The sequence below is a fragment of the Nonomuraea typhae genome (genome assembly GCF_009760925.1).
Lineage (GTDB): Bacteria > Actinomycetota > Actinomycetes > Streptosporangiales > Streptosporangiaceae > Nonomuraea > Nonomuraea typhae.
The window spans coordinates 37,353-62,087 of sequence record NZ_VRLV01000005.1; the positions used below are offsets into that span (position 1 = coordinate 37,353).

32 protein-coding genes, 1 tRNA gene and 1 riboswitch are annotated in these 24,735 nt (G+C 68.6%); of the genes, 17 read left to right on the forward strand and 16 right to left on the reverse strand.

All coding sequences use genetic code 11. The features are described from left to right. Window positions 1-18: 18 nt before the first annotated feature. The 3 genes from FVE25_RS19540 to FVE25_RS19550 are packed head-to-tail and all read right to left on the reverse strand — an operon-like array spanning window position 19 to window position 2,521. Window positions 19-1,296 carry a Stp1/IreP family PP2C-type Ser/Thr phosphatase gene (locus tag FVE25_RS19540; protein ID WP_157248442.1) on the reverse strand — a complete coding sequence of 426 codons (1,278 nt, stop codon included), beginning with the start codon at window positions 1,294-1,296 and terminating at the stop codon, window positions 19-21. After that, window positions 1,293-1,763: an FHA domain-containing protein FhaB/FipA gene (locus tag FVE25_RS19545; RefSeq protein WP_157248444.1), complete on the reverse strand. Its 471-nt coding sequence runs from the start codon at window positions 1,761-1,763 to the stop codon at window positions 1,293-1,295. Before FVE25_RS19545 ends, FVE25_RS19540 begins: the two co-directional genes overlap by 4 nt. A gap of 17 nt (window positions 1,764-1,780) precedes the next feature. Continuing rightward, window positions 1,781-2,521 carry an FHA domain-containing protein gene (locus FVE25_RS19550; protein WP_043619792.1) on the reverse strand — a complete coding sequence of 247 codons (741 nt, stop codon included), beginning with the start codon at window positions 2,519-2,521 and terminating at the stop codon, window positions 1,781-1,783. 198 nt (window positions 2,522-2,719) lie between these two features. Between FVE25_RS19550 and FVE25_RS19555 the strand changes: the two genes are divergently transcribed. Further along, window positions 2,720-2,802 (forward strand) — tRNA-Leu (locus tag FVE25_RS19555). A gap of 330 nt (window positions 2,803-3,132) precedes the next feature. Here FVE25_RS19555 and FVE25_RS19560 read toward each other — a convergent pair. After that, window positions 3,133-4,143: a hemolysin family protein gene (locus FVE25_RS19560; protein WP_246267200.1), complete on the reverse strand. Its 1,011-nt coding sequence runs from the start codon at window positions 4,141-4,143 to the stop codon at window positions 3,133-3,135. 2 nt (window positions 4,144-4,145) lie between these two features. Next, the gene (locus FVE25_RS19565) at window positions 4,146-5,495 is read right to left on the reverse strand and encodes a hemolysin family protein (protein ID WP_157248448.1); all 1,350 of its coding nucleotides are present in this window, start codon (window positions 5,493-5,495) and stop codon (window positions 4,146-4,148) included. Between the two features lie 249 nt (window positions 5,496-5,744). Here FVE25_RS19565 and FVE25_RS19570 point away from each other — a divergent pair, with 249 nt between their 5' ends. After that, window positions 5,745-7,016: an LCP family protein gene (locus tag FVE25_RS19570; protein ID WP_246267201.1), complete on the forward strand. Its 1,272-nt coding sequence runs from the start codon at window positions 5,745-5,747 to the stop codon at window positions 7,014-7,016. A gap of 7 nt (window positions 7,017-7,023) precedes the next feature. Here the strand turns inward: FVE25_RS19570 and FVE25_RS19575 are convergent, their stop codons facing one another. Next, the gene (locus FVE25_RS19575) at window positions 7,024-7,683 is read right to left on the reverse strand and encodes a GOLPH3/VPS74 family protein (RefSeq protein ID WP_157248449.1); all 660 of its coding nucleotides are present in this window, start codon (window positions 7,681-7,683) and stop codon (window positions 7,024-7,026) included. A gap of 54 nt (window positions 7,684-7,737) precedes the next feature. Here FVE25_RS19575 and FVE25_RS19580 point away from each other — a divergent pair, with 54 nt between their 5' ends. After that, window positions 7,738-8,616, forward strand: coding sequence for an Fpg/Nei family DNA glycosylase (locus tag FVE25_RS19580; protein WP_157248451.1), 879 nt, complete (start codon window positions 7,738-7,740; stop codon window positions 8,614-8,616). Here the strand turns inward: FVE25_RS19580 and FVE25_RS19585 are convergent. The 3 genes from FVE25_RS19585 to FVE25_RS19595 form a co-directional block, all read right to left on the reverse strand. Further along, window positions 8,609-9,094, reverse strand: coding sequence for a DUF1203 domain-containing protein (locus tag FVE25_RS19585; protein ID WP_157248453.1), 486 nt, complete (start codon window positions 9,092-9,094; stop codon window positions 8,609-8,611). The two genes, FVE25_RS19580 and FVE25_RS19585, sit on opposite strands and share 8 nt — an antisense overlap. A gap of 89 nt (window positions 9,095-9,183) precedes the next feature. Beyond that, window positions 9,184-9,507, reverse strand: coding sequence for a rhodanese-like domain-containing protein (locus FVE25_RS19590; RefSeq protein WP_157248454.1), 324 nt, complete (start codon window positions 9,505-9,507; stop codon window positions 9,184-9,186). 21 nt (window positions 9,508-9,528) lie between these two features. Next, complete coding sequence (locus FVE25_RS19595) at window positions 9,529-10,113, reverse strand: hypothetical protein (RefSeq protein ID WP_157248455.1); 585 nt, start codon at window positions 10,111-10,113, stop codon at window positions 9,529-9,531. A 95-nt stretch (window positions 10,114-10,208) separates the two neighbouring features. Here FVE25_RS19595 and FVE25_RS19600 point away from each other — a divergent pair, with 95 nt between their 5' ends. After that, window positions 10,209-10,640 carry a hypothetical protein gene (locus FVE25_RS19600; RefSeq protein ID WP_157248456.1) on the forward strand — a complete coding sequence of 144 codons (432 nt, stop codon included), beginning with the start codon at window positions 10,209-10,211 and terminating at the stop codon, window positions 10,638-10,640. A 131-nt stretch (window positions 10,641-10,771) separates the two neighbouring features. Next, window positions 10,772-10,887: riboswitch (TPP riboswitch) on the forward strand. Further along, window positions 10,878-12,227: a purine-cytosine permease family protein gene (locus FVE25_RS19605; protein ID WP_157248458.1), complete on the forward strand. Its 1,350-nt coding sequence runs from the start codon at window positions 10,878-10,880 to the stop codon at window positions 12,225-12,227. Its footprint overlaps the riboswitch before it by 10 nt. Here the strand turns inward: FVE25_RS19605 and FVE25_RS19610 are convergent. Beyond that, window positions 12,196-12,765, reverse strand: coding sequence for a methylated-DNA--[protein]-cysteine S-methyltransferase (locus FVE25_RS19610; protein ID WP_157248460.1), 570 nt, complete (start codon window positions 12,763-12,765; stop codon window positions 12,196-12,198). The genes FVE25_RS19605 and FVE25_RS19610 overlap by 32 nt on opposite strands. 102 nt (window positions 12,766-12,867) lie before the next feature. On the opposite strand from FVE25_RS19610, the gene FVE25_RS19615 reads away from it, so the two are divergent. Continuing rightward, a complete protein-coding gene (locus tag FVE25_RS19615; RefSeq protein WP_157248461.1) occupies window positions 12,868-14,721 on the forward strand; it encodes a PAS domain S-box protein in 1,854 nt (617 codons plus the stop codon). Between the two features lie 148 nt (window positions 14,722-14,869). Then, window positions 14,870-15,301, forward strand: a complete 432-nt coding sequence (locus FVE25_RS19620) for an ATP-binding protein (protein ID WP_246267202.1) — start codon at window positions 14,870-14,872, stop codon at window positions 15,299-15,301. Here FVE25_RS19620 and FVE25_RS19625 read toward each other — a convergent pair. The 3 genes from FVE25_RS19625 to FVE25_RS19635 are packed head-to-tail and all read right to left on the reverse strand — an operon-like array spanning window position 15,285 to window position 16,350. Then, a complete protein-coding gene (locus tag FVE25_RS19625) occupies window positions 15,285-15,902 on the reverse strand; it encodes a YidC/Oxa1 family membrane protein insertase (RefSeq protein WP_157248463.1) in 618 nt (205 codons plus the stop codon). The two genes, FVE25_RS19620 and FVE25_RS19625, sit on opposite strands and share 17 nt — an antisense overlap. Before the next feature lie 50 nt (window positions 15,903-15,952). Then, window positions 15,953-16,183, reverse strand: a complete 231-nt coding sequence (locus tag FVE25_RS19630) for a DUF6412 domain-containing protein (RefSeq protein WP_157248464.1) — start codon at window positions 16,181-16,183, stop codon at window positions 15,953-15,955. Then, entirely contained in the window at window positions 16,180-16,350 is a 171-nt protein-coding gene (locus FVE25_RS19635) for a hypothetical protein (RefSeq protein WP_157248465.1), read from the reverse strand. The genes FVE25_RS19630 and FVE25_RS19635 overlap by 4 nt, the downstream gene beginning before the upstream one ends. An 84-nt stretch (window positions 16,351-16,434) precedes the next feature. On the opposite strand from FVE25_RS19635, the gene FVE25_RS19640 reads away from it, so the two are divergent. The 7 genes from FVE25_RS19640 (at window position 16,435) to FVE25_RS19670 (ending at window position 20,927) form a co-directional block, all read left to right on the forward strand. Further along, on the forward strand, window positions 16,435-17,124 hold the full coding sequence (locus FVE25_RS19640; RefSeq protein WP_157248466.1) for a response regulator transcription factor: 690 nt from the start codon (window positions 16,435-16,437) through the stop codon (window positions 17,122-17,124). Then, window positions 17,121-18,200 (forward strand): sensor histidine kinase, encoded by a 1,080-nt coding sequence (locus FVE25_RS19645; protein ID WP_157248467.1) that lies wholly within the window; start codon window positions 17,121-17,123, stop codon window positions 18,198-18,200. Before FVE25_RS19640 ends, FVE25_RS19645 begins: the two co-directional genes overlap by 4 nt. Window positions 18,201-18,691: 491 nt before the next feature. After that, the gene (locus FVE25_RS19650; protein WP_157248468.1) at window positions 18,692-18,925 is read left to right on the forward strand and encodes a hypothetical protein; all 234 of its coding nucleotides are present in this window, start codon (window positions 18,692-18,694) and stop codon (window positions 18,923-18,925) included. Beyond that, window positions 18,906-19,424: a DUF6879 family protein gene (locus FVE25_RS19655; protein WP_157248469.1), complete on the forward strand. Its 519-nt coding sequence runs from the start codon at window positions 18,906-18,908 to the stop codon at window positions 19,422-19,424. Before FVE25_RS19650 ends, FVE25_RS19655 begins: the two co-directional genes overlap by 20 nt. A 9-nt stretch (window positions 19,425-19,433) precedes the next feature. Next, window positions 19,434-20,273 carry a helix-turn-helix domain-containing protein gene (locus FVE25_RS19660; protein WP_157248470.1) on the forward strand — a complete coding sequence of 280 codons (840 nt, stop codon included), beginning with the start codon at window positions 19,434-19,436 and terminating at the stop codon, window positions 20,271-20,273. 61 nt (window positions 20,274-20,334) lie between these two features. Next, a complete protein-coding gene (locus tag FVE25_RS19665) occupies window positions 20,335-20,727 on the forward strand; it encodes a hypothetical protein (RefSeq protein WP_157248471.1) in 393 nt (130 codons plus the stop codon). Continuing rightward, on the forward strand, window positions 20,724-20,927 hold the full coding sequence (locus tag FVE25_RS19670; RefSeq protein ID WP_157248472.1) for a hypothetical protein: 204 nt from the start codon (window positions 20,724-20,726) through the stop codon (window positions 20,925-20,927). Before FVE25_RS19665 ends, FVE25_RS19670 begins: the two co-directional genes overlap by 4 nt. A gap of 213 nt (window positions 20,928-21,140) precedes the next feature. Here the strand turns inward: FVE25_RS19670 and FVE25_RS19675 are convergent, their stop codons facing one another. Then, window positions 21,141-21,839, reverse strand: coding sequence for an NAD(P)-dependent oxidoreductase (locus FVE25_RS19675; protein ID WP_157248473.1), 699 nt, complete (start codon window positions 21,837-21,839; stop codon window positions 21,141-21,143). A gap of 79 nt (window positions 21,840-21,918) precedes the next feature. On the opposite strand from FVE25_RS19675, the gene FVE25_RS19680 reads away from it, so the two are divergent. Continuing rightward, entirely contained in the window at window positions 21,919-22,590 is a 672-nt protein-coding gene (locus tag FVE25_RS19680) for a TetR/AcrR family transcriptional regulator (RefSeq protein WP_181019640.1), read from the forward strand. Between the two features lie 3 nt (window positions 22,591-22,593). Here FVE25_RS19680 and FVE25_RS19685 read toward each other — a convergent pair whose 3' ends face one another. Next, on the reverse strand, window positions 22,594-22,875 hold the full coding sequence (locus tag FVE25_RS19685) for a hypothetical protein (protein WP_157248474.1): 282 nt from the start codon (window positions 22,873-22,875) through the stop codon (window positions 22,594-22,596). Window positions 22,876-23,037: 162 nt separating this feature from the next. Next, a complete protein-coding gene (locus FVE25_RS19690; protein WP_246267288.1) occupies window positions 23,038-23,385 on the reverse strand; it encodes a hypothetical protein in 348 nt (115 codons plus the stop codon). 256 nt (window positions 23,386-23,641) lie between these two features. On the opposite strand from FVE25_RS19690, the gene FVE25_RS19695 reads away from it, so the two are divergent. Next, the gene (locus FVE25_RS19695; protein ID WP_157248476.1) at window positions 23,642-23,989 is read left to right on the forward strand and encodes an STAS domain-containing protein; all 348 of its coding nucleotides are present in this window, start codon (window positions 23,642-23,644) and stop codon (window positions 23,987-23,989) included. After that, window positions 23,986-24,708 carry a glycosyltransferase family 2 protein gene (locus FVE25_RS19700; protein WP_157248477.1) on the forward strand — a complete coding sequence of 241 codons (723 nt, stop codon included), beginning with the start codon at window positions 23,986-23,988 and terminating at the stop codon, window positions 24,706-24,708. The genes FVE25_RS19695 and FVE25_RS19700 overlap by 4 nt, the downstream gene beginning before the upstream one ends. Window positions 24,709-24,735 lie beyond the last annotated feature (27 nt).

A 24,735-nucleotide genomic window follows, 5' to 3' on the forward strand; every position in this document is an offset into this window, starting at 1 on the left:
TACTCACCTATTCGGACCCTACTGCGACTTTTTCGTCGTTGTGGGGCTCGGCGAGGCCGACGACGTGGGACTGGGTTTGTCGCCCTCGGCGGGCTTCATGCCATTGATCTTCTTTACGCCCTCTTCAAGGCTTTTGACGGGAATGCCTTCCTGGATGATGGCTTTGTCGGGATCGGACAGCGTCGACAACTGCAGGCCCGTGGCCTTCTCGACGCTGAAGAGCTCGAGCGGCCCGACTTTTTGCTGGATGCCGCGATATACAACCACTTCGTCGCCCCTAGCTCCGACGAAGAACTGGCCCTGGGTCCACTGCCAGCCGACATAGCCGCCGACGGTGACGCCGACGATGCCGATGGCGAGCACGGTGACCAGCACAGGCCACGCCCGGCGGCGCTTCGGCGCCCGGCGCGAGGCACGCGCGCCGGGGTCGTCGAAGTCATCGTCGGTGATGGCCGGCTGGGGAGCTGTCACCGCGCTTACTCGCCCCGCCGAATCACCGGCCGGGCTACTGCGCAAGCGGTTCATGCCCGCCGCGCCGACCACCGCCGCCTCCACGGGCACCTGCTGCCCGTCGGTCAGCTCGATCACGTCGGCGAGCACACACGTGATGTTGTCGGGACCGCCGCCCCGGTTGGCCAGGTCGATCAGCTGGCGCACGACCTCTTCCGGGTCGTCGATGTTGGTCAGCGTGGCGTGCAACGTCTCCGCGCTCACCACCCCCGACAACCCATCGGAACACAGGAGGTACCGGTCGCCGAGCTGCGCCTCGCGCAGCGTCAGGTCCGGATCGACCTCACCGCTGCCGTCGAGCGCCCGCAGCAGGATCGAGCGCTGAGGATGCGTCGCCGCCTCCTCGGGCGTGATGCGCCCGTCGTCGACCAGCTGCTGCACCAGCGTGTGATCGTGGGTGATCTGGTAGAGCTCCCCGCGCCTGAGCAGGTAGGCGCGCGAGTCGCCGACGTGCACCAGGGCGACCTGGGTGCCGTTCCAGAGCATGGCGGTCAGGGTGGTGCCCATGCCCTTGAGGCTCGGATCCCTGCCGACCATCTCGTGCAGCTTGCGATTGGCGTCGCGTACCGCTGCCTCGATGGCGTTGAGCAGGTCACCTCCCTGCTGGGCCTCTTCGAGCGAGGCCATGGCGGCGATGGCGACAGAGCTTGCCACCTCACCGTGAGCGTGCCCGCCCATACCGTCCGCGACGGCGAGCAGGCGGCCGCTAGCGTACGCCGAGTCCTCGTTCCCTTCGCGGAGGAGGCCGACGTCCGAGCGGGCGGCGTAGCGGAGTGCGATGGTCATTTGCGCAATTCAATGACTGTCTTGCCGACGCGGATCGGAACACCGAGCGGCACCGGGGTCGGACGGGTGACTTTTGAGCGGTCGAGATACGTGCCGTTGGTAGAACCGAGATCTTCCACGATCCACTGACCGTCCTGAGGGAAGAGCCGGGCATGCCGGCTGGAAGCGTAGTCGTCGCTGACAACCAGCGTGGCGTCGTTCGCCCGGCCGATGGTGATGGGCGTCTCCGTGAGGTTAATGGTGGTGCCCTGCAGCGGGCCACCTGTCACCACGAGCTGGCGCGGGACCCCCTTCTTGGCTTTGGGCTTGGCCGTGGTAGTGGCGGTTTTGGGCGCCTTGCGGGGCCCGGCCGGGGCGGTACGTGACCCGAACAAGTCAGTCCGGATGACACCGACTGCGGCAATGACGAAGAACCACAGCACCGCCAGGAAGGCGAGCCGGATCAGCAGCAGCGTGAGCTCGGACATGGACCGTCTGTCTACCCCTAATCGCGCCGGAACACCAGGGTCGTGCGTCCCAACGTCACTCGCGTGCCGTTCTGGAGCTCGATCCTGCGTACCGGCTGGCCGTTGACGAAAGTGCCGTTCGTGGATCCCAGGTCGACGAGGACGACCAACTGGCCCTCCACGCGCAGCTCCGCGTGGTGCCGGGAGACGCCGGGATCGACGAGACGAAGATCGCAGTCGGTGCCCCTGCCGAGCAGGGTCACCGGCGTGGTGAGCTCATAGGAGCGGTCGCCCTGCGGGTCGTCCTGCGTGGAGACGAGCAGCCTGGGCCGGCCGTTGAAGGCGTGCGGCCGCGAGGGCGGCAGGTCGCTGGCCGGCTGACGGATCTCGTCCTGCTCGACCGTGGCGCCGCGGATGACGCCCGACCTGATGCGGAACAACCCGACAGCCAGGTCGCCGGCCGTCTCGAAGCGCACCCGGACCGGTCCCACGAAGGAGTAGCCCTGCTCCTTGGCGTACTCCCTGGCGAGGTTGGCCAGCTCGTGGCTGATGCTGTCGGCGTAGACCTCAAGCCGCTCACTGTCCGTGGTGGACAGTTCAACCACGAAGTCGTTGGGCACGAGTGTCCGACCCTGGGCGACGATCGCCGCACGCTCGTCCATCTCCCGCTGAACCGCGCTGGCGACCTCGACCGGCTGAAGGTCAGACTTGAACGCCCGCGCAAAGGCCCCCTCAACCAAGCCTTCGAGCCGTCGCTCGAAGCGCTGAAGGACTCCCACCGGGTACCTCCCTTCCTCCGTGCATATGATCGCGGCCTCCAAGGCGGGTGTGCCCTGGTTTCCGCTCGTTCCACGCGACCGTGAGCCAGGCGCTCGTCGGCAGTCGCGCCCAGCTCATCCGCTCCCGTGTCTTATGCGATCGTATCCGGGTTCAGTACCAGCGGCAGTTCCGTGCTACTGTTTCTCCGCACCCAACAAGGGCGGGTGGCGGAACGGCAGACGCGCACGGTTCAGGTCCGTGTGTCCGAAAGGACGTGAGGGTTCAAATCCCTCCTCGCCCACGATTCGGCGGAGGCTTGTGGTCGCAGCTTAGCTGCTCCCCAAGCCTCTTCGTCGTTTACACCGGGGGATAACCCCCGGACCCCCAGCCAGGCTTTCGCCACGGCTTCCCTCCTTGGCCGGATTTGTTCCGGAAGTTCTTTGCCTTGCTGGTGGCAGACCCACAGTGACGAAAGCAGCCCCGGATCGCAAGGGTCCCGGGGCTGTTCTTTTTCTCGTGTACGGCGGCGCCCGCGTTCGTTCAATCTTGGCGCCGCCGCTTGCATCCTGGTTTCTTGTCGCTTTCCCTAGGGTTGCTCTTGTTTCGCCGTGAGCGGACAAGATTTGACCCTCTAGGCGGCTTTGGCCCTCATGTCGAGGAGTTCACCCAAGAGGTCCGTCAGGCTTACCAGGCCGATGACCGAGCCGTCCGCGCTGGTCACCAGACCCAGGTGGGCTCTGGCCTCCTGCAGGGCGGTTACCGCTTCTGGGACTTGGGTCACGCAGGCCAGGCGGGGGAGGTCCCTTGACAGGGTCGATGCCTTCGCGTCCCTCTGCAGGAGGGCGTCTCGTGCGTGGAGGACGCCCTGGACGCTGTCCGAGGAGCCCACCAGGAGTCTCAGGTGTCCGGTTTTGGCCGCGATCGCTTTGATCTCCTCTGCGCCCGCTTCCGGGGGCACGCAGGCGGCTTTGGCTATGGGGACCATCAGGCGTTCGATGCCTTCTGCCTCCAGGCGCAGGGCCCTTGTCAGGAGGTCGTGTTCCTCTCGGTCCAGGAGGCCCATGCGAGCCGATTCGCCTACCAGCATGGCCAGTTGGCGGGGCGTTCTGGTGGTGGCGAGCTCGTCCTTTGCCTGGACGCCGAACAGGCGCAGGATGAGGTTCGTCAGGCCGTTCAGTGTCCACAGCAGGGGCTTCATCAGCGAGGTGAAGGCTCTGAAGGGGAGCGTCAGGAGCAGGGCCGCGCGTTCCGGGTGCGTCAGTGCCCAGGACTTCGGGGCCATTTCGCCGATGACCATGTGGAGGAAGGTCACCAAGGCCAGAGAGATCGTCAGGGCGATGGGCATGCGGAGGGCTTCCGGGATGCCTATCGCGGCGAAAGCCGGCTCCAGGAAGTGTTCGATGGCCGGCTCCGTGACCTGGCCCAGGCCCAGGGTGCACAGCGTGATGCCGAGCTGGGCGCCGGCCAGCATGAGCGAGAGTTGCCTGCTGCCGCCCGCGGCGGACTTCGCCGCGAATCTCGTCAGGCGGTTGCCGCCGTTGGCGGCCTCCTCCAGGCGGTGGCGGCGGGCGGAGACGAAGGCGAACTCCGCGGCCACGAACAACGCGTTGAAAGCCAGCAGCGCGAGGCTTATGATGATCATGGTCATCGGGCGGCCTCCGCGTGATGCTGGACCGGCGACAGCCGTACCCACTCGGGGACCCTGCGGTTGAGGGACAGCACCGTGAGCTCGGCCAGGTGGTCCTCGGCGTCCTCCGCGAACGGGTCGGACTCCGGCGTGCACTCGACCGTGACCATGTCGCCGGGCTCGGCCATGCGGCCCAGCCGCGCCAGCACGAGACCGGCCAGCGTGTCGTAGTCGTCGCTCTCCGGCAGCGCGACGCCCGTGGCGCGCTCGACCTCGTCCAGGCGGAGCGAGGCGGGCACCTCCCAGCTGCCGTCCGGGTGTTCCCTGGCGCCCACCGGCTCGGGGTCGTTCTCGTCGACCAGTTCGCCGACCAGCTCCTCGGCCAGGTCCTCCACGGAGACCACGCCGGCGAGCCCGCCGTACTCGTCGATGACGCAGGCGATGTCGTCCTTGGCCTGGCGCATGCGCTCCAGAACCAGCGGGAGCGGGAGCGAGTCCGGCACCAGGAGCGCCGGGCGGGTGATCGTGGCGATCACGCCGTCCTCGACGCCCGCGGCCAGCAGCTCGCGCACGCCCGTCACGCCGATCACGTCGCCGTCGGCGCCGAGGACCGGGTAGCGGGAGTGGCCGTGCTCGCGCATCGTCTCGACCAGCTCCGCGATGGGCCGGTCGGCGCGCACCACCACGACGCGGGGGCGCGGGACCATGATCTCCTCGGCGTTGCGGTCGCCGAACTCCAGCGCGCGCTCCAGCAGCTCCGACAGCCGCGGCGGCAGCTCGCCGGCCTGGGTGGACTCGGCGATGATCCGGGAGAGCTCCTCCGGGGTCGCGCCGTGCTCCACCTCCTCGACCGGCTCGATGCCGAGCTTGCGCAGCAGGCCGGTCGCGGCGGAGTCGAACAGCCGCACGATCGGGCCCACCACGGCGAGATAGACCAGCGTGGAACCGGCCAGGAACTTGGCCACCGGCTCCGGCCTGGCGATGCCGAGGTTCTTGGGAGCCAGCTCGCCGAAGACCATCTGCACGATCGTCGCCACGAAGACGCCCGCCGCGACCGAAAGTCCCTTGATGACGGCCTCGGACAGGCCGAGGCCGCTGAGCCAGGGCCGCACGAGCGCGGCGATGGCGGGTTCGGCCAGGAAACCGACGAGCAGCGCGGTGACCGTGATGCCCAGCTGAGCGCCGGAGAGCATGAAGGACAGCCGCGAGGTCACCTGGAGCGCCTTCTCGGCGGACTTGTCACCGGCGGCGGCCTGCTCGCGCAGGATCCCCCGGTCGGCGGCGACGAAAGCGAACTCCTGCGCGACGAAGTAACCGGTCGCGACGGTAAGGAGGAGGAGGGCCAGCAGGCCCAGATAGGCGCTCACCGCGATGAGCCGCCTTCAGCGGAACCCGTGCTCGCGCACGGGCAGCTACTCCATGAGTCCGGAGCGGACACAATCTTCCCTTCGATAGAGGTCGTCCATAAACCGTAACGACGATGTCGGCGTCAGATGTTTCCGGAGTGACCCTTCGCGGGTTCTGCGTACTTTTCCTTGGGAAATCCTTGGCAGGTCGACTCCACTGGGTTCTGACTCGACGTAGCGTTGTGGCAACAGAGGGGGAGAGGGAAAGACGTGGCAGAGGAAGATCGCACGCGCCCGATGCGCTCGCCGGGAGAAGGACGTCCCCTGCCGGGCCGCTCCGGTGACGGCATGCGGTCGTCCAGCGCGCCGCCGTCCCCGCCCGAGCCGCCGCGCGGGCGCTCGCGCGTCTACGGGCGCGAGCGTTCCGGCAACAGCCCCGTGAAGCCGCTGAAGTCGGCCAAGGGTACGGCGGGCGGCCAGGTGCCCCCCACGGCCGTGCACCCCGGCGGCGGTGGCCCGATGCCGCCCACCGGCGCGCGCCCGGGCGGCGGCGGCCCCTACAACCGGCCCCCGCGGCAGCGGCGCGGGATCTCGGCCAAGACGATCCTGATCGCGATCGCCGGCCTGCTCGTGGTGCTGCTCGTGGTCGGCGTCGGCATGCTCTTCTGGGTCAACGGCAGGCTCCAGGGCATCCCGGAAGTGCTCGACGACTACCCGGGCCGCCCGGCCGACACCCCCGGCACCAACTGGCTGCTGGTCGGCTCCGACAGCCGCAAGGGACTCTCGGCCGAGCAGCGCAAGAAGCTCGCCACCGGGCGCGCGGCCGGGCAGCGCACCGACTCGATGATGCTGCTGCACATCCCCGCCGGCAGCGACAAGCCCACGCTGGTCAGCCTCCCGCGTGACTCGGCGGTCACCATCCCCGGCAAAGGCCGTAACAAGCTGAACGCCGCCTACACTTTCGGCGGCCCGAAACTGCTCGTGCGCACGCTCGAGGGCGCCACCGGCCTGCGCATCGACAACTACATGGAGATCGGCTTCGCCGGGTTCGTGGGCATCGTGGACGCGGTCGGCGGGGTCGAGATCGACGTCCGGGCCGACATCAACGACCCGAAGGCCGGGCTCAAGCTCAAGAAGGGCAAGCAGGTGCTGACCGGCGGCGAGGCGCTCGGCTACGTCCGCACCCGCAAGGGCGGCGCGCTGCCCGACTTCGAGCGGACCAAGCGGCAGCGTCAGTTCCTCGGGGCCGTGGTCAAGAAGGCGGCCAGCCCCGGCGTGCTGATCAACCCGTTCACCTCGATCCCGCTGGCGATGAGCGCGACGGACGCGGTCACCGTGGACGACTCCACCGGCGTGTTCGACATGCTCTCCCTCGGGCTGTCGATGGGCGGCAGCCCGGTGACGACCGTGGTTCCGTTCGGCGGCAACGAGATCGCCGGAGGCGGGAGCGCGGTGAAGTGGGACAGGGAGAAGGCGCTGGCGCTCTTCAACGCGCTCAAGGAGGACAAGCCGGTCCCGAAGGAGATCCTGGACGCCACCTGAGCTCGTTTCAGCTGCCGGTCGAGGAGGTGGCCGCGCCGACCGCGGCCGTGGTGACCGCGACCATGATGGCCGAGTTGATCGTGCTGATCAGCTTGGCCACGGCGTCACCCGCCCACTGGCCCTCGGCGATCTCCTTGACGCGCTTGGGGTCGGCGCCGGGGAACGCCTTGCGGTCCAGCTTGGCGGCATGCAGCACCGCGACCAGTACGGCTGTCGCCGCGTCCGGGTCGCTCCCGGCCAGCGCGGCGGCCACGCGGGCGCGCACCTCGGCCTCGACGCTGCCGTCCGCCTCCGGCCAGCGGGTCGTGGGGAAGAGGCCGAGCACCTTGGCCCGCTGCTCGGTGAGGGTGCCGCGGGCGGCCAGCCGTTCGAGAAGGCGCTTGCGGAGCTTGCCGGAGTAGAGCTTCTGCACCCACCACTCGGGCCGGCGCTCTTTGCCGTCCCCGGCGATGCGGGTGAGCACCGCGTCCAGTTCGTCGTCCCCCAGCGGGGCGCTGTTCACGACGGTGACCTTCTTGCCGGTGAGCGTCAGCCGCTCCTTGACGGCCAGCTCGGCGAGGATCGCGCCGCCCAGGGCAGAGTCCAGCTGCATGCTGGGGATGAGCTGCCGGCCGTCTTCTTCGCCGAGGGCGAGGAGAAGGACTTCCTCCGCGATCGTCACGTTCATACCTTGACCCTAGCGTCCGTGTTTTCCACAGGCTGTGGACCATAATCTGGATGCATGCCCGAACTTCCGGAAGTGGCGTCGCTCGCCGAGTTCCTGCGCGAGCGGGCGGTGGGGCGCACGATCCTGGCCGTCGACGTGGTCGCCTTCCAGGCGCTCAAGACCTTCGACCCGCCGATCAGCGCGCTCGGCGGGCTCACCGTGACCGGCGTGGCCCGGCACGGCAAGTTCCTCGACCTCGACTGCGACGGCCTGCACCTGATCATCCACCTGGCCCGGGCCGGCTGGCTGCGCTGGAAGGACGACCTGTCCGGCGCCAAGCCCGTGCGCCCGGGCAAGGGCCCGCTCGCCGTCCGCGTACGGCTGGCGCCGGACGAGGAGGGCCTGGCCCCCGGCTTCGAACTGACCGAGGCGGGCACCCAGAAGCGGCTGGCCGTCTACGTGACGAAGGATCCGGACAGCGTGCCGGGCATCGCCGCGCTCGGGCCCGATCCGCTGGCCGACTCGTTCACCGCCGAGGTGCTGAAGGGCATCGTGGGCGGCAGCCGTACCCAGATCAAGGGGTTGCTGCGCGACCAGAAGGTGATCGCCGGCATCGGCAACGCCTACTCCGACGAGGTGCTGCACGTGGCCAAGATGTCCCCGTTCAAGATCGCGGCGACGCTGACCGACGCGCAGGTGGACGATCTGCACGAGGCGATCGTCACCACGCTGCGCGACGCGGTCGAACGCGCCAGGGGCCTGGCCGCCAAGGACCTGAAGGCGGAGAAGAAGTCCGGCCTCCGGGTGCACAACCGCGCCGGTCAGCCCTGTGACGTGTGCGGTGACACGATTCGCGAGGTGTCGTTCGCCGACTCCGCGCTGCAGTACTGCCCGACCTGCCAGACGGGCGGCAAGCCGCTGGCCGACCGCCGCCTGTCGCGGCTGCTCAAGTGAGGGCCGGGCGGGCCGCCTCGAAGTGGAAGCAGCCGTACTCGATCGCCCGCACGTGCACGACGGCCACCTCGGGGTCGGCGAAGACCTCCTTCAGCGCCACCTCGGGATCGGCTCCCTCGGGCAGCACCCGGCCGCCGTGGATGCGGCCGTCGGCGGAGTAGGCCCGCAGCACGCGGGGGGAGGTGTGCGCCGCGGGCCAGCCGTCCTCGGCGCGCCCCGGGCAGGGATCGGCGTGGAGGAAGATCGGCCCCTGCTCGTCGTAGGCTCCGGGGTCCGCTCCGGTCGCGGCCGCCCACCGTCGCAGCGGCGCGTAGGACACCAGGGCGATCCGCTCGCCCGCCGCCGCCTTGCGCAGGCAGCACCGCACCGGCGCCCCGCCCGTCTCGTCCACGCTCACCCGCGGGGCCCGCCCGGCGTCGTCGGCCTTCAGCAGCTCCCGCACCACCGCCGGGTCAATCGCGCTGATCTGAAATTCCATGCTCCGATGCTCGCCCACCGCCTCCGGCCGGCGCTGGCGGCCATCGGACCTGGTTACGCCTCTGGTTGCGGACCTGGTTACGCCCCTGGTTATGCCACGAACGGGTCCTGCCCGGTCTCGCTCACCATCGGCCGCCTGGCCGCCTCCCACGACTGCATTCCGCCACCCACGTTGACGGCGTCGCGCCCGACGTGGTTGAGCCACGCCGCGGCGTGCGCCGACCGGCCGCCCACCCGGCACACCACGTAGACGGTCCGCGCCGCGGGCACCTCGTCGAGGCGGGCCTGCAGCTCGCCCATGGGAATGTGCACGGCCTCGGGAGCGTGTCCCGCCAGCCACTCGCCCGGCTCGCGCACGTCGAGCAGGTAGGCGTCCGCCGGCACGTCCTTGGCCTCGATCTCAGGAACGGTCATGCCTCCATTGTCCCAGCCGCTTCACCGTGAGATCGCCGCGGATGTCCTGTCCTGCGGGGTGACCTCGATGTTCCCGACCAGAACCGCCCGGATCCGGATGCCCGGCGGACCAGAGGTGCTGATGGCGTTGATCCGCGCCACCTTCGCGGCGCGCTCGGCCGCGGCCTCCGGCGGGATCGTCGTCTCGACCCAGGTCTGAACGGTGCCGGTCTTGACGTCGTAGGCGGAGGCCGCGTTCACCGTGTCGGGCTGGGCGAGCACGGCCTGGTGAACGACGTCGCGGGCGGCGGCCAGCTCTTCTTCGGTGTATCCGAGCCCGCCGGTGAAGGCCACCCGGACCGGGAGCGTCTTCGCCATCGCGATGGCTTCTGGCGGCACCTCGCCCTTGAACCCGAACCAGACACCGGACCCGTCTGCTGCTCGTTCCGATCCGGCGAACTCATCGGGGAACTTCGCCTGCAGCTGACTGCCCATCTGCTTGTCGCACGGCCACCAGCCATGCTGGCCGGTGGCGGCAGCCTCTGCGGGCGGGTTCTCCGGAGGAAAGCCGGTCAGGGAGATCGCGAGCACGGCGGCGAGCAATGCCGGCCGCGCTCCTCGTGTCATGCCTCAACCGTAGAGTTTCCGCGAGCCTTCGTCACCCTTCCGAACCCGGCTGCGGCTGACAGTGGGTTGCAAGCGGTGTTCCTAAACTGCCGATCATGCGAAAGATCTCCGGATTAAAGACCCTCGCCGCCACCGCCGTCGCTCTCATCGCGCTGGCTCCCGCCCCGGCGACAGCCGCCGCGGGGGGCTGCTCCGGCGGCGGGGGATGGCTCAACACCAAGCACGGCTATGTCAAATACATGTGGAAAGTGTGCGGTGACGGCTACGCCGCCGCCTCGGGCACGGTGAACGACATCAAGTCGGATCTGTGGACGGCGGTCGTCGAGGTCAGCTTCTCCAAGGCGGGCAAGGGGGTCGGCGGCGCCGGCGGCCGCGTGGAGGCGGGCCGGAAGAAGGGCAGCAGGGATTTCGGCTTCTCCGTCGCCGCCGCGAAGGGCGCCGACACGGTAGTGATCAAGGCGCGGCGCTGCTTTTTTGTCGGCGACCTGTGCAACAACACCAAAACCTTCACGGGCAAGTTGCTCTGATCGTGCCGCTTAAGTCCCGGTCTTCGCGTAGGTGGGGAAAGGCTTGCGGGTGGATACCGACCCGTCTGGAAATGACCTGGATGCGTAGTGCATCATGGGGGCGCAAGCCGGGCGAGTCCCGGCTTTGTTCGCCATGTCAACGCGGGAGCTTGGGGCCACCAGGCTGAGAGGGCGACCACGTGCCGTCGCCGACCGCCTGAACCTGACCGGGTAATGCCGGCGTAGGGAGCGTTCGCGATGACGCGTGTCGTCGATGAAGCACATCACTCAGAAGTGGCCCTCACCCTCGACGGTGCCACGCCCAAGACCCTCGGCGTGCTCGACCAGGGCGCGCTCTGGGCCAACCTCGCGGTCAGCCTGCTGGGCTTCTCCGGCGCGCTGCTGCTGCTCAACCCGCTGGGCGACGCGCCGCTGAGCCTGGCGGCCGCGCTCACCGCCACCGTGGTCGGCAGCCTGATCGGCACCGCCATGGTGGGACTGTCGGCCATCCCCGGCACCCAGACGGGCAAACCGGCGATGGTGCTGCTGCGCGGGCTGTTCGGGGCCAGGCTGTCCTACATCCCGAGCGTGCTCAACATCGTCCAGATGATCGGCTGGGGCGCCTTCGAGCTCTGGGTCATCTCCCACGGCGCCATGGCGATCTTCGGTACGGCGGTGCCGTACGCGGTCTGGGTGATCGTGGCGGGAGTCGTGACCACGGCGCTGACGGTCTGGCCGCTGGGCGCGATCCGGCTGCTGCGCAGGTACGTCACGATCGCCGTGATCATCTCGCTCATCTGGTTCGCCGTGGACTTCCTGAGCAAGGCGCAGCCGCAGACCGGCGGCGACTGGAGCGCCTTCGCACCGGCCGTCGACTACGTGATCGCGCTGTCGGTCTCGTGGGTGCCCCTGGCCGCGGACTTCGCCCGGCACTCCCGCTCCAGCAAGGCCGCCTTCACCGGCGTGGTCGGCGGGTACACGCTGGCCCAGGTCGCCTGCCTGGGGCTCGGCGTGTACGCGGTGGCGCTGGCCGGCGCGGCGGCGGTCACGGCCAACCCCACGGCCGTGTTCGGGCCGTTCGTGGCGGCGCCGGTGGGCGCGCTGTTCTTCGGCATCCTGGTGCTGCGTGAGACCGACCAGTCGTTCGCCAACGTCTACTCCACGACGGTCTCGCTGCAGAACCTCATGCCGCGGGTGGACCGGCGGGTCATCTCCGCGGCCATCGGCGTGCTCACGATCGCCATCGCGCTGGCCGTGGACGTCACCTCCTACGGCGCGTTTCTGGGGCTGATCGGCGCGGTCTTCGTGCCCATGTTCGCCGTGCTGGCCGTGGACTACTTCGTGCTCGGCGGCCGGAACCGATGGAACACCGGCGAGGACGCCCCGGCCCGCTGGGCGATGCTGCTGCCCTGGGCGCTCGGGTTCGCCGCCTACTGGGTGACGACGAGCTCGGTGACCGTCCCCGCCTGGGACAACCTCTGGAAGCCGCTGCGCGAAGCCGTACGCCAGCCGTGGATGAACGGCGCGCTCGGCGGCGCCATCGTCGCGGCGGTGGTGACGCTGCTGATCGGGCTGCTCAGCGGCGCGCGGACCGGCTCTCGACGGTGAGCAGGTGCTGCTTGGCGGCCACGCCCCCGGCGTAGCCGCCGAGCTCGCCGTCGCTCTGCACGATCCGGTGACACGGGACGATCACGCAGACGGGGTTCCCGGCGAGCGCGTTGCCGACCGCCCGCAGCGCGCGCGGCCGCCCGATGCGCTCGGCGATCTCGCCGTAGGTCGTGGTCGTCCCGTACGGCACGGCCATCATCTTCTGCAGGACCGTCCTGGCGAACGCGGAGGCCAGCGCCAGGTCGACGGGCGTGGTGAACGTGCGCAGGCGGCCGGAGAAGTAGGCGTCGAGCTCGCGGCGCACCGGGTCGAGGCGGGCCGCGTCGGGGCCGATGAAGGTGCCGAGCTGCCGGGAGACCTGCTCGTAGACCACGTCCTCGTCGTCGAAACTGCAGGCCACGACCCCGCGGGCGGTCACCGCGAGGATGAGCCTGCCGACCGCGCCGTCGTAGCGGCCGAAGGCGACGTCCGGCGGTTCTTCGCTGCGGTATGTACTGGAGGTCGCGCGCAGCAGGGCATCGAGGTCAGCGCTCGACATACCCTCACCCACTTCGCCACCTGGGAACCTGTGATCGCAGCGTATCGGACGGATCGGCCGACGGGAGCAGCCCGCCACGGGCAGTATGGAGGTGTGGGAGACATGCGGGCCGGAAGTGACGACGATCTCGCATCGGCGGTGCTCGCCAGCTCCCCCAACGCCGTCGTCGCGCTCGACCGGGACCAGACCGTGCTGGCCTGGAACCCCGCGGCGGAGCGGATGTTCGGGTGGGCGGCCGGGGACGTGCTGGGGCGCAGGGCGCCGATCGTGCCGGCCGAGCTGAGCGCCGAGCACAACGCGGTGCTCGAACGCGTGCGCACCGGCGGGCAGGTCTCGCTGCGGACCAAACGGTTCCGCCGTGACGGCACCCTGCTCGACGTGCGCGTCGACACCAGCCCGCTGCTGCAGGGCAACTCGGTGGTCGGCTACGTCAGCATGTACCACCTGACCCAGCAGGACGAGGACGCCCGGCTGCGCGTGGCGCGCAGGGAACGGCTGGTGCGCCGGCTCACCGACGTGGTGGGCGACATCAACGCCGAGCTGGATCTGCCCGCCGTACTCGATCGCATCGCGGCCAGCCTCACCGAGCTGACCGGCGCCGACGCGGGCGGGTTCGTGCTCATTGAGGGTGAACGGCTGCGCCTGGTCAGCGTCCACCAGCTGCCCGAGTCGCTCAAGGACACCACCTCCGAGATCCGCAACAGCCTGGTCGGCAAGCTCTTACGCACCGGCAAGACCGTCATGCTGGAATCCCACGGGCTCGGCGACCTGGTGTGGGCCCAGCTGCCGGGTCTGCACACGATCGCGCTGGGCGTGGCGGCGGTGGGCGGCCGGCCGTACGGGGCGCTTTACGCGCTCTTCGCCAACCGCAAGGCCGGGCACGTGGAGCTGGAACTCCTCGAGCTGCTGGCCGGGCACGCCGGGATCGCGGTCGGCAACGCGATGGCCTACCAGGACGCGGTTCGCCAGCGGGCGCACGAGCGCGCCGTCTTCGACGCCAGTGCCGACGGCATCGCCGTACTCGACGAGGACGGGCGGGTGCTGCAGTGGAATCCGGCGGCGGCGGAGCTGACCGCCTACAGCGCCGAGGCGGTGCTGGGCGGGCCGCCGCCCTTCCCCCTGCCGCAGCCGGGGGAGAAGCTCACCTTCCAGATGGAGACCGGCCGCTGGCTGGACGTGGTCAGCGCGCGCATCGAGGAGACGGGCGAGGTCGTCGTCGACTTCCGTGACGTGACCACGGCCAAGGAACTCGAGGAGGCCAAGGATCTCTTCCTGGCCATGACCAGCCACGAGCTGCGTACCCCGATCACGATCGTGGGCGGGTTCGCCAGCACGCTGGACGCGCGCTGGGACAAGCTGGGTGATGCCGAGCGGCGCTCGGCGGTGCACACGATCGCGGAGCGGGCCAGGTCGCTCGGTCAGCTCATCGATCACCTGCTGCTCGGCTCGCGGGCCGGGGCCGACGAGCTGGCCGTGCGCATGGAGGCGTTCGACCTGGCCGAGCGGGTGCGGGCGGCGACGCTGGGGCTGCCGGTGCTCTCCGATCGGCACAGCGTCGAGGTGGTCATCCCCGGGACGCTGCCGTTCGTGCGGGGGGACGCGCTGGCCACCGACATCATCCTGGGGCAGTTGCTGGAAAACGCCTTCAAATACTCACCTAAGGGGGGATTGATCACCGTTGAGGCGTGGGCGGAAGATGACAAGGTCGTCGTGGTGGTGGACGACGAGGGCGTGGGCATCGCCGCCGAACACCGTGAGCGGATCTTCGAGAGGTTCGTCCAGGTGGACAGCGGGGACCGGCGCAGGTTCGGCGGGGTGGGGCTCGGGCTGTACATCGTGCGCAGTCTGGCCAGGGCCCAGGGCGGGGAGGTGAGCGCGCATCCCCGGCCGGGTGGGGGCACCAGGATCCGGCTGGCGCTGGGCCGGGCTTCCACTATCGGATCCGACACACCGTAGCGGTAACGGGGCGGTAACGGATGCGCTGATCTATCGTCCAATGTGTACAAGCTGTGATCGAGATGCGGTTTCTGGGACTGGGTAACGGGGCATTTCGGTCGTACCGGGGAGTGTTCCCTCGGGGGGAACTGGGAGCGGGGAGGTGCGCGTGTCGAGCGTGGTGCTGTTGCCTTACGCACCGTCCAGCGTCGCCGTCGCCCGCCAGCGTCTGAGCACTGACCTGCAGGCGAGTGGCGTCTTCGATCATGCCATCGACGACGCGGTCCTGGTCGTGAGTGAGCTGCTGAGCAACGCTCTGAGGCATGCACACCCCCTGCCTTCCGGCATGGTCAGGGTGGCCTGGTTGCAGAGCGATGATCATATCGAAGTCGCGGTGAGCGACGGCGGGGCGGCCACCGAGCCGCGGGCGGGCCGGCCGACGCTTTCCTCGCTCGGTGGCCGTGGCCTGGGCATCGTCGAATACGTAGCGGAAAGCTGGGGCGTTCGGCACGACGGGGACATCACCACGGTGTGGGCGATCCTGCCCGCTCCGAACGGCGTCGCGAACGGGCAGGTGCCCACACTCAGAGAGGTCGGCTAGCCAGTACGGCTCGCTCCCCGGCGGTCCACGCCGTGGAGACGAGCACGTACAGGCCGGCGGCCAGGGGCAGCGCGAGGGCGAACAGCGCGGAGACGAACGGGACGGCCTTGAGCCAGGCCGGTCCCTCCATCTTGCGTGCCGTGAGCCAGGCGACGAGGGCGATCAGCAAGATCACCAAGGCAAAGACCGAAACCGGCCAACTGATCAGACCGTAATTCGCTACCAGCGTGGCGACCTGGTGCCCCAGGGGGGCGCCGAAAAGGGTGTGCCCGGCCAGCGCGGTCGGGTGCGTGGCCACGTTGTACATCAGCCACAGGAACGGCATCTGCGCCAGAGCCGGCCACATGCCCCCGAACGGGGTGGTGCCTTCCTTGGCGTAGAGCGCATTCATCTCCTTGCCCAGCCGCTCCGGGTCACGCGCGTGGCGCTTCTGCAACTCCTGCAACTTGGGCGCCAGCCGTTCGCGGATCTTGACGGCCCGGGCCTGCTTGACGCCCAAAGGCAGCAGCAGGATACGCACGGTGACGGTGAACAGCACGATCGCGAGCGCGGCATTGCCGCCCGCCGTGCCGATGACGAACGAGACCAGAGAGTCGAACATGAGCCCTTTCCTTCGAGGAATCCAAGGGCTCGCGTGAAAACGAGCCCCGCCTAACGAACAGCGGGGCTCGGTGATGGGGCTCTCGGTCGGGCCCGGCCGGCGGCGTCGGGATCGCGCTGCCGTACGAAAGCCGTACGGCGGGCGTAACGCAGCGGGAAGCTCGGCGCGTCGCTCTCACGGGCGGGCAGCAACCTGGCGGCCCAAGCGGCCAGCAGCAGGATGCCGACACTCGCCAGCGTGGCCAGCGCCACCAGCCAGGCGGGATCGAAAAGGACGGTCACCTGGAGGGCGACCCGCTGATCACCCGGACGGCGATGAAGACGACCAGGGCGATGACACCGATGACCAGGGCGACCTTGAACAGCACCGTGACCATCGGGAGGATGAAGTTGAACAGCACAAAGGCAGCGGCGACCGTGCCCAGTGCCATCGCGACAATGCGACCCATGCGAACCACGGTACGTCCTCCCGCCGTCTTACGGCTCTGTGACGTTCATATCGTTTGCGTACCGCCCCGCCGTACCGTGAAGGGGTGAACACCCGCATCCTGGTGGTCGACGACGACCCCACGGTGGCCGAGGTCGTCGCCCGGTACCTCGAGCGCGACGGTCACCAGGTCGAATGCGTCGGCGACGGCGCCGAGGCGCTGCGCCGCGCGCTGGCCACGCCGCCCGACCTGATGGTCCTCGACCTGATGCTGCCCAAGATCGACGGCTTGCAGGTGTGCCGCAAGCTCAGAGAGCGCTGGCCGGTGCCGGTGATCATGCTGACGGCGCTCGGCGAGGAGATCGACCGCGTGGTCGGCCTGGAGACCGGGGCCGACGACTACGTGACCAAGCCGTTCAGCCCGCGCGAGCTGGCGCTGCGGGTGCGCTCGGTGCTGCGGCGGGCGCGCGGGGCCACCGGCACGGCGGGCACCGGGGTGCTGCGTGACGGCGACCTCGTCGTGGACGTGGGCGCTCATGAGGTACGGCTGGGCGAGCGGGAGATTCTGCTGACCGCCCGGGAATTCGACCTTCTGGCCTATCTGCTGCGCAATCCCCGGCAGGCGTTCAGCCGGGCGCAACTGCTGGACCAGGTGTGGGGGTGGTCGTTCGGGGACTCCTCGACGGTGACGGTGCACGTGCGGCGGCTGCGGGAGAAGGTCGAGCCCGATCCCACCGCGCCGCAGCGGATCGTCACCGTGTGGGGGGTCGGGTATAGGTATGAGCCGTTGACATGACCGGGCTCGGACTGATCGCGGCCGCCGGGCTCGGGGTGCTGGTGGCCCTGGCCGGGATCTGGGTGTCGCGATGGCGGCGGACACAGTCCATCGGGGCGCTGATGGCGGTCGTCGTCGTGGCGGCGGTGGCCGCGACGCTCGCCGGAGTTGCCGCGATCACCCTGCAGATGGTGCTGGAGGGGTCGGCGCGGTTCGTGGTGCTGGGCGTCGTGGCCGTCGGGGCGCTGGTCGGGCTGTGCGTGGCAGCGGTGGTGTCGCGGAGGGTGGTGGGGGAGAGCCGGCGGCTGGTGGACGCCGTACGGTCCGTGCCGTTCGTGGCGCCGCAGGGATTGCCCAGTGAGCTGCAGATCATCGCCAACACGCTGGAAGAGGCATACGCGCGCGAACGTGCGCTGGAGGGGGCGCGGCGGGAACTGGTCGCGTGGGTGAGCCACGACCTGCGGACTCCGCTCGCCGGGATGCGGGCCATGGCTGAGGCGCTGGAGGACGGGGTTGTCACCGATCTTCGGTATGTGAGCCGGATCCGGCATGAGGTCGAGCGGTTGTCGGCGATGGTGGACGATCTGTTTGAGCTGTCCAGGATTCATGCCGGGGGGTTGCGGCTGAGCCGGAGCCACATCGGGCTGGCCGACCTGGTGGCGGACACGCTGGCGGGGGTTGAGGCGGTGGCTGCGGCCAAGGGGGTACGGCTGGCTGGTGCGGTGCCGGTGCCTGGTGCGGTGCCGGTCGAGGCTGACGCGGGGGCGCTGGGGAGGGCGTTGGCGAACCTGGTGGTCAACGCCATCCGGCACACACCGGCTGACGGGACCGTGACGGTGAGCACGGGGGTGTCGGGCGGGATGGCGTACCTGGCGGTGGCCGACGCGTGCGGCGGGATTCCGGCGGCCGACCTGGACCGGGTCTTCGACGTGGCCTTTCGTGGAGAGGCTGCCAGGACGCCGTCGGCGGACGGCGGGGCGGGGCTGGGGCTGGCGATCGCCCAGGGCATCGTGGAGGCCCATGACGGGGAGATCGGGGTGGTGAACTCGGGGCCGGGATGCCGCTTCGAAATCCGCCTTCCCCTGGCTTCCGGCTGACACCCCTGAAAGGCAAGGTCCTCCCCTTCGGGCGCTACGCGCCTGGTGGGGTCGGGCTGTCCTGAGCGGGGGGCCAAGCCACCCACGACCCCCAGCCGGGGGCCCCGCCCCCGGACCCCCGAGCGGTGCCGGGGAGAGGCGGAATCCAGGTGCCGCGGGCATTGCGGCCGGTGGCGGTCATGGCGCCCGGGCGAGGCTGCCGGAGGAGCAGGTTCGGTGCGAGCCGGGGGCGAACTGGAGCTACTCCGACACCAACGACACGCTCTCCGCGTGGCATGGAGTCCCTCACCAGGTCACAAAAAAGGGACATCGCCCCAGCCCACGGCCTACACCGTGAGTCGGGGGCTTCCTAGTGTTTGCCGTTGCTCACGGTCGTTCGTCGGCAGTGTGCCGGCCAAGCCTCTTGAGGGGGTTGACGTTTGCGCACATTCGACCGACGATCGCCAGGACGTCGCACAATCGTCTGCAATCCGATTCTAGGAGGCTCAGACATGCGAGTACGGTTCCTCGGCAAGGCGACCCAGGGCGGAGGGTCTCCCACCCTGTACGACACGGACGAGACCATGAATGATGAGGAGATCTACCTCCTTCAGGGATGGAAGATCACCGACCCTGAGATCCTGGCCCAGTTCGACTTCCCAGACCATGAGATCATCATGGCGGTCCCGAAAAGGCTCATGAAGCACCTACCGAAGGACAACCCGTATGGAACTGCTGAGGGGTGAAGAGTTCGAGAATCTCTTCCGCAATTTCAAGCGGACCGCGTTCCATCTGGAGCTGCATGACTCGTACAACACCCCGGAAGAAAGAGGGCCCTTCAAGCTCTTTCTCGATGGGGAATCTGATGATTTCGCTTGGCATCGGCCCTGGCTGAAGCTTGTTCGCGAGATCACTACACCAAATCGGCGGATCAATCGGGTGCGTATCGTCTCGCAACCACACACCGACTACACGCGCTGGGGTCTGACGGTTGCCCCGTTGAACATCGAAGCCGGAGAGGATATTCGTTGGCTTCCTCGTGGTTTGGTGAGTGAAGTGCCCCTGCCGGCAGATGACTTCTGGCTTTTTGATGAAGAACGACTTGTCTTCACCGTTTTCGAGACGGATGGGGCATTTGTTGGTGGCGTAGAGGCGCGCTATGCCGAGCTGGTCTCCCTCTGCAGGAAGGCCCAGCAGGACACGTGGAATTTGGCGATTCCGCACTCCGAGTACGTTGCCGGGTGAGCGTGTTCCTTGTCGAGTACTATTCATCAGGCGAGGGAAGCCCTCGGCCATAGGCTCCGCGACCTCCGCAAGGATGCGGAGCTGACCGGCAAGCAGCTAGCTGAGCTAGCCGGTTGGCACAGCTCCAAGGTGTCAAGGATCGAATATGGCAAGCAGGCGCCCTCGGAAACCGATATACAGCACTGGTGTCAGCTCTGTTCCGCACTGGACCAGGTCCCCGATCTGATAGCCACGGTCCGGAACATTGAAACGATGTATATCGAGTGGCGTCGCAACCTTCAGACGGGAACAAGGAAGCGGCAAGAGGCATCTATACGACTTGAGGCCGAGACGAAGCTGTTTCGGTGGTATGAGCCTGTGCTCATTCCAGGCATCTTGCACACTGCTGAATACGCGTCGGCGGTCATGTCCAAAGTGATTGGCTTCTACGACATTCCCGACGATCTCGATGCAGGCGTCTCCGCGAGAATGGAGAGGCAGCAAATTCTCTATAAAGGCGACCATCGGTTTCACATCATCATGGCCGAGCAGGCGCTACGAACCATGGTAGGCGGCCCAGAGGTGATGATCGGCCAACTAGACCGCCTTCTTGCCGTCTCATCCCTAGCGCGGGTCCGCCTAGGAATCATCCCGTCTGACGCCCCCTATGAAGTGCCATCGAACCAATTCATCATGTTCGATGAGCGGATGATCCATGTTGAAGCCATTTCGGCCGAACTAGCCATAACTCAACCCCGTGAGGTTGCTCTGTACGCTAAGGCGTTCCATGGCCTTAGCGGGCTCGCAGTGTATGGCGCGCAAGCCCGCTCGCTCATAGGCCATGCCCTGGAGCGGGTACGCGGAGACTGACCTCACGCAATCTGCTGCAAACTCATTGAGTCAGGCTCGCAGCCGCTCCTACCGTCGAAGCATGGCCCCCACACAGAACCCAGCGCAGAGCAAGGACAATCCAGAAGTTCTCTCCGACCGCCTCGCCGAGCGGTATGAGGCCGACTTGGCCAAGGTGCGAGACCTTCTCACCGCTCTCGGGCTGGATACACGGTGGGTGTCTCGGGTCAGCCTGTGCTTGCACAGCCACGGCAGGCGCGGCGGCGGGGAAGGCGAGGTCCGGCCGATGACTCCCGAACTGCTGGTGTACGGGCCGGACGGGACCAAGGTCGCCGAGGTGACCGTGAGGGCGCGTTCGGGGGCTTTCCTGGTGTCGCTGCCGACAGATCCCACGGTGGTCCGCATAGTCCCCCTGGGCGAGCCCGAACAGGTGGCCAAGCTGATGCCGCCGCATGCGGAGCTGAGAGCCGGATGACGCTCACGGAGTTGCAAGCCAGGTACGGGGGTGTGTGGGAGTTCTTCCCCGACCTGGCTCGGGGCGTAGCCGCCACACGCCGTCACCAGATCCTGTCCGATGAGGACTACCGGCGCGGCGTGCTTCTGGTGCTCTTGGCCCCCGATCTGTCGGGGCTAAAACCACGGCTGGAGGAGCAAGCCAAGCTCGACGGGCGCTGAGCGCGCCCGCAGAGGCCCGGCTGGCGGCCCGACCTCAAAGCAGTCAGCCGGGAGACGCGGTCCCGCGAAGGAACGCACCGCATGACCCCCTTGATCGGTATGTAGACCGGCGCGGCCCGTCTGGAAGACCCCCGTCACCCCGCCGACGACCAGGCGGCCGAGGCGCTGTTTGAGCCGGTTGCGGCCCGAGTTCGAGTGGTCTCGCTGGCCGGGTCAGGCGTGGGCTTGGGCGCTGGTGGTGAGGCGGCCGACGATGGCCGGGGCTTCCTGGATGAGCAGGTCGTCGGTGAGGGCTTCGATCATGAACAGGGCGAAGTCCACGCGCCGGGTCAGGTTGCTGGCGAGGATCGGGTCGCCGATGTGGTGGCTCCATTCGGGCAGGCCCTGGCTCTCGCCCTCCTCGAGGTCGCTGCCGCGGACGACGGTCCACAGCCGGTTGCTGGCGAAGATGCGCCGGCAGGCTTCCACCTGGTCGTCGATTTCGACGGCGCGCAGGAGGCGGCCCAGGCGGGTGGCGAGTTGGAGGGCGGTCTTGAACTTCCAGGAGTACTGGTCCTTGCCGTCGCGGGTGATGTGCCAGCCGCAGGAGAAGATCAGGCGCGCGTGGGGTTCGGCGTGGTCGAGTACGGCCTGTGCCGTACCTGAGGAGTACTGCTGGACGCCCCAGGGGACCAGCACGGTCAGCACGCCGTCGCATCCGGCGACCGCTTGGCGGATGACGTCGCGGTCGTTGGTGGGGCCGGGGACGATCGTGATCCGGTCGGCGAACTCGGCGAGCTTGGGGACGCTGCGTTCGCGGCACACTCCGACGACTTCGTAGCCGCGCTCCAGGGCGTGCCGGACCATGTACTGCCCGAGCTTGCCCGAGGCGCCGATGATGCAGACCTTGCGTATCTGGTTCGTGCTTCCCATGCGTCCTCCTGCGAGACTTACGTTGTAAGTAACGTACGCTTACACTGTAAGTCCGTCAAGCGGCAGCAGGAGGAGCACCATGCCCGAGCGCAGCACCGGCCGACGCGCCAGATCGGAGCGGGAGCCGCTCAGCCGCGAGCGCGTGGTCGCCGCCGCGATGGGGCTGGCCGACGCGAAGGGGCAGGCCGGGGTCACCATGCGGGCCGTCGCGGCCGAGCTGGGCGTCGAGGCGATGTCGCTCTACAACCACGTCAACGGCCGCGAAGGCATCCTCGACGGAATGGTCGACGCCGTGTTCGCCGAGATCGCCCTACCGGCCGCCGCCGACTGGAAGCCGGCCATGCGTGAGCGGGCGGCCTCGGCACGCGCGGCGCTTCGCCGTCACCCCTGGGCCGTCGGCCTGATGGACTCGCGCACCCGCCCCGGCCCCGCGACCCTGCGCCACCACGACACCGTCCTGGGCATCTTGCGTACGGCCGGCTTCTCCGTCACCGGGGCAGCCCATGCCCTCCTGGTGATCGACAGCTATGTGTACGGGTTCGTCTTGCAGGAACTGAGCCTGCCGTTCACCAGCAGCGCCGAATTCGACGAGGTCACGGCGGGCATCGCCGGCGACCTGCCGGCCGGCGCCTATCCCCACCTCATGGAGGTCGTCACCGCGCAGGCGCTTCAACCGGACTACGACTACACCGACGCGTTCGAGCGCGGCCTGTCCTTGATCCTCGACGCCCTCAGCCCTGACGAGGTCTAGGCGCTAGGAGTCCGCCTGGCGGCAGTCGGTGCCCTTCAGGGTGCTTCCCGTGAGCGTGGCGGCGCGGCAGAAGTGTGTGACCGGTGTGCCGCCGCCCGCGATGGTCACGTCGGTGGTTCCCGAACCATGACACAGCAGCCCATGCACCTCGTACGCCTGCCCGATCGGCGGAAATCTCGACACCGACAAGCAGAAGTAGGAAACCTCGGCCCGGGCCGGGACAACCGGCATCCCCGCCAGCATGACCACGCCTACCACCACAGCCACCCGTCGCAGCGCCATCACGACCTCGACGCTAGGCCGCGTCGTTCATCCGGGCCAGAGGCGCCGGTCATCGACGGTGATGCGTTCATCACGAGCCCCGGCTGGGGGTTGTGGGGGGCTCGGCCCCCCACTTAGGTCGGGCCCTCCAGGCGCGCAGCGCCTCAAGGGGGAGGGCCATGCCTGTCAGACGCGGACCGGAGCCGCCGGAGTTGCCCCAAAGGATTCGGACATAGCCCGAAAGGTTGGGCAGGGCCAGCGCCACATGCAGCTTCGGCAGCGCAGGATCGGGTGTGCTGTGTCGCTGGTGATGCCCCCGGCGTCCCGGGGCTGGTGGAGGTCGAGCAGGCGCAGGCCCAGCTCGGCGAAGGTGAGCATGTTGTCCCTGGCCATGCCGAGGAAGTCGAGGTCCTCGCTGGCCAGGCGGGCGCGGACGGGGACGTACCCGTCGTTGTTCAGCAGGGTGCGCAGGCGTCCCGCCTCGTCGTGCCAGGAGCTGGCCTTCTCGGTGCTGGTGAGGATGGCTTCCAGCATCTCGCGCACACGCCGACGCTGGGGATCTTCGGAATGATGTGTCTTCATCTGAACGCTCGGGCCCATGTCCTTCTGTGATGCGGTGATGTGGACAGGAGGGCCCGGGCTACCCCCCTTTCCGGCACTTGCCGGTGTCACAGTGTCAAGCTTCGCGTACTCTCCGTTTTCGTGGAGCCCAAACGCGAGACAAAAACCCGGCGTTCCCCTATCGGCGTGAGAACGTGACCAGAGGGCTTCGCCCCGCTAGCCTGCCCATGTGGAGCTCAAGGTCTCGACTCGATCACATGCCGGCCATGCACTCGTGGCGATCGCCGGTGAAATCGACCTCTATACGGCGCCCCGCCTGCAGCAGGAGTTCACCAAACTTCTGCAGGACGGGCCCAAACGCGTGGTCATCGACATGTCCCTCGTGGAGTTCTGTGACTCCACCGGGATGAACGTGCTGCTGTCGGCCCTCAAACGCGTCAAGGAGCAGGGCGGCCGGCTCGACGTGGCTGCGCCGCGCCCTGCCGTACGCAAGATTCTGCAGGTCACCGGGCTTGATTCGGTGTTCACCGTGCATGACGAGGTGCCCGGGGAGTTTCTGATCTCCGAGGGGTCATGACGCCCGACACCGCGGTGGTGATTCCGGCCAGGAACGAGGCCGACCGCATCGGCGCGACCGTGAAGGCGGCCCTGGATCTGCCCGGGGTCGATCTCGTGGTGGTCGTCGACGACGGCTCGACCGATCAGACGGGCCGGGTGGCCCGTGCGGCGGGTGCGCGCGTGGTGCGCCACAGCCGTAACCGGGGCAAGGCCGCCGCCATGGAGACGGGCTCGGAAGCGGTCCGTCTCCTCGACGGCGACACGCCGCGTCACCTGCTGTTTCTCGACGCCGATCTGGGGGAGTCCGCGCGTACGGCGGCGGCCCTGGTCGAGCCGGTGCGCGCGGGCAAGGCGGACATGGCGATCGCGGTCTTCGCCACGCGGGTGAAGCTGGGCGGCCACGGCATCGTGGTGCGCGTGGCCCGCGACGGCATCCGCCGGGCCACCGGGTTCGAGGCGACGCAGCCGCTCAACGGGCAGCGGTGCCTGACGCGGGCGGCGTTCGAGGCGGCCCGGCCGCTGGCCCATGGCTTCGGCGTGGAGACCGGGCTGACGATCGACCTGCTGCGCAAGGGGTTCCGGGTGTGTGAGGTCGAGGTCGAGATGGTCCATCGGGCCACGGGCAACGACTGGCGCGCCCAGCTGCACCGCGCCAAGCAGTTGCGGGACGTGGCGCGCGCGCTGGTGGCGCGGGAGCCGGCGATCAGGGGCGCCCTCCCCAAACGGCCGACACGTTAACCCGGTTCCGGCCCCTAAAACTCGGGG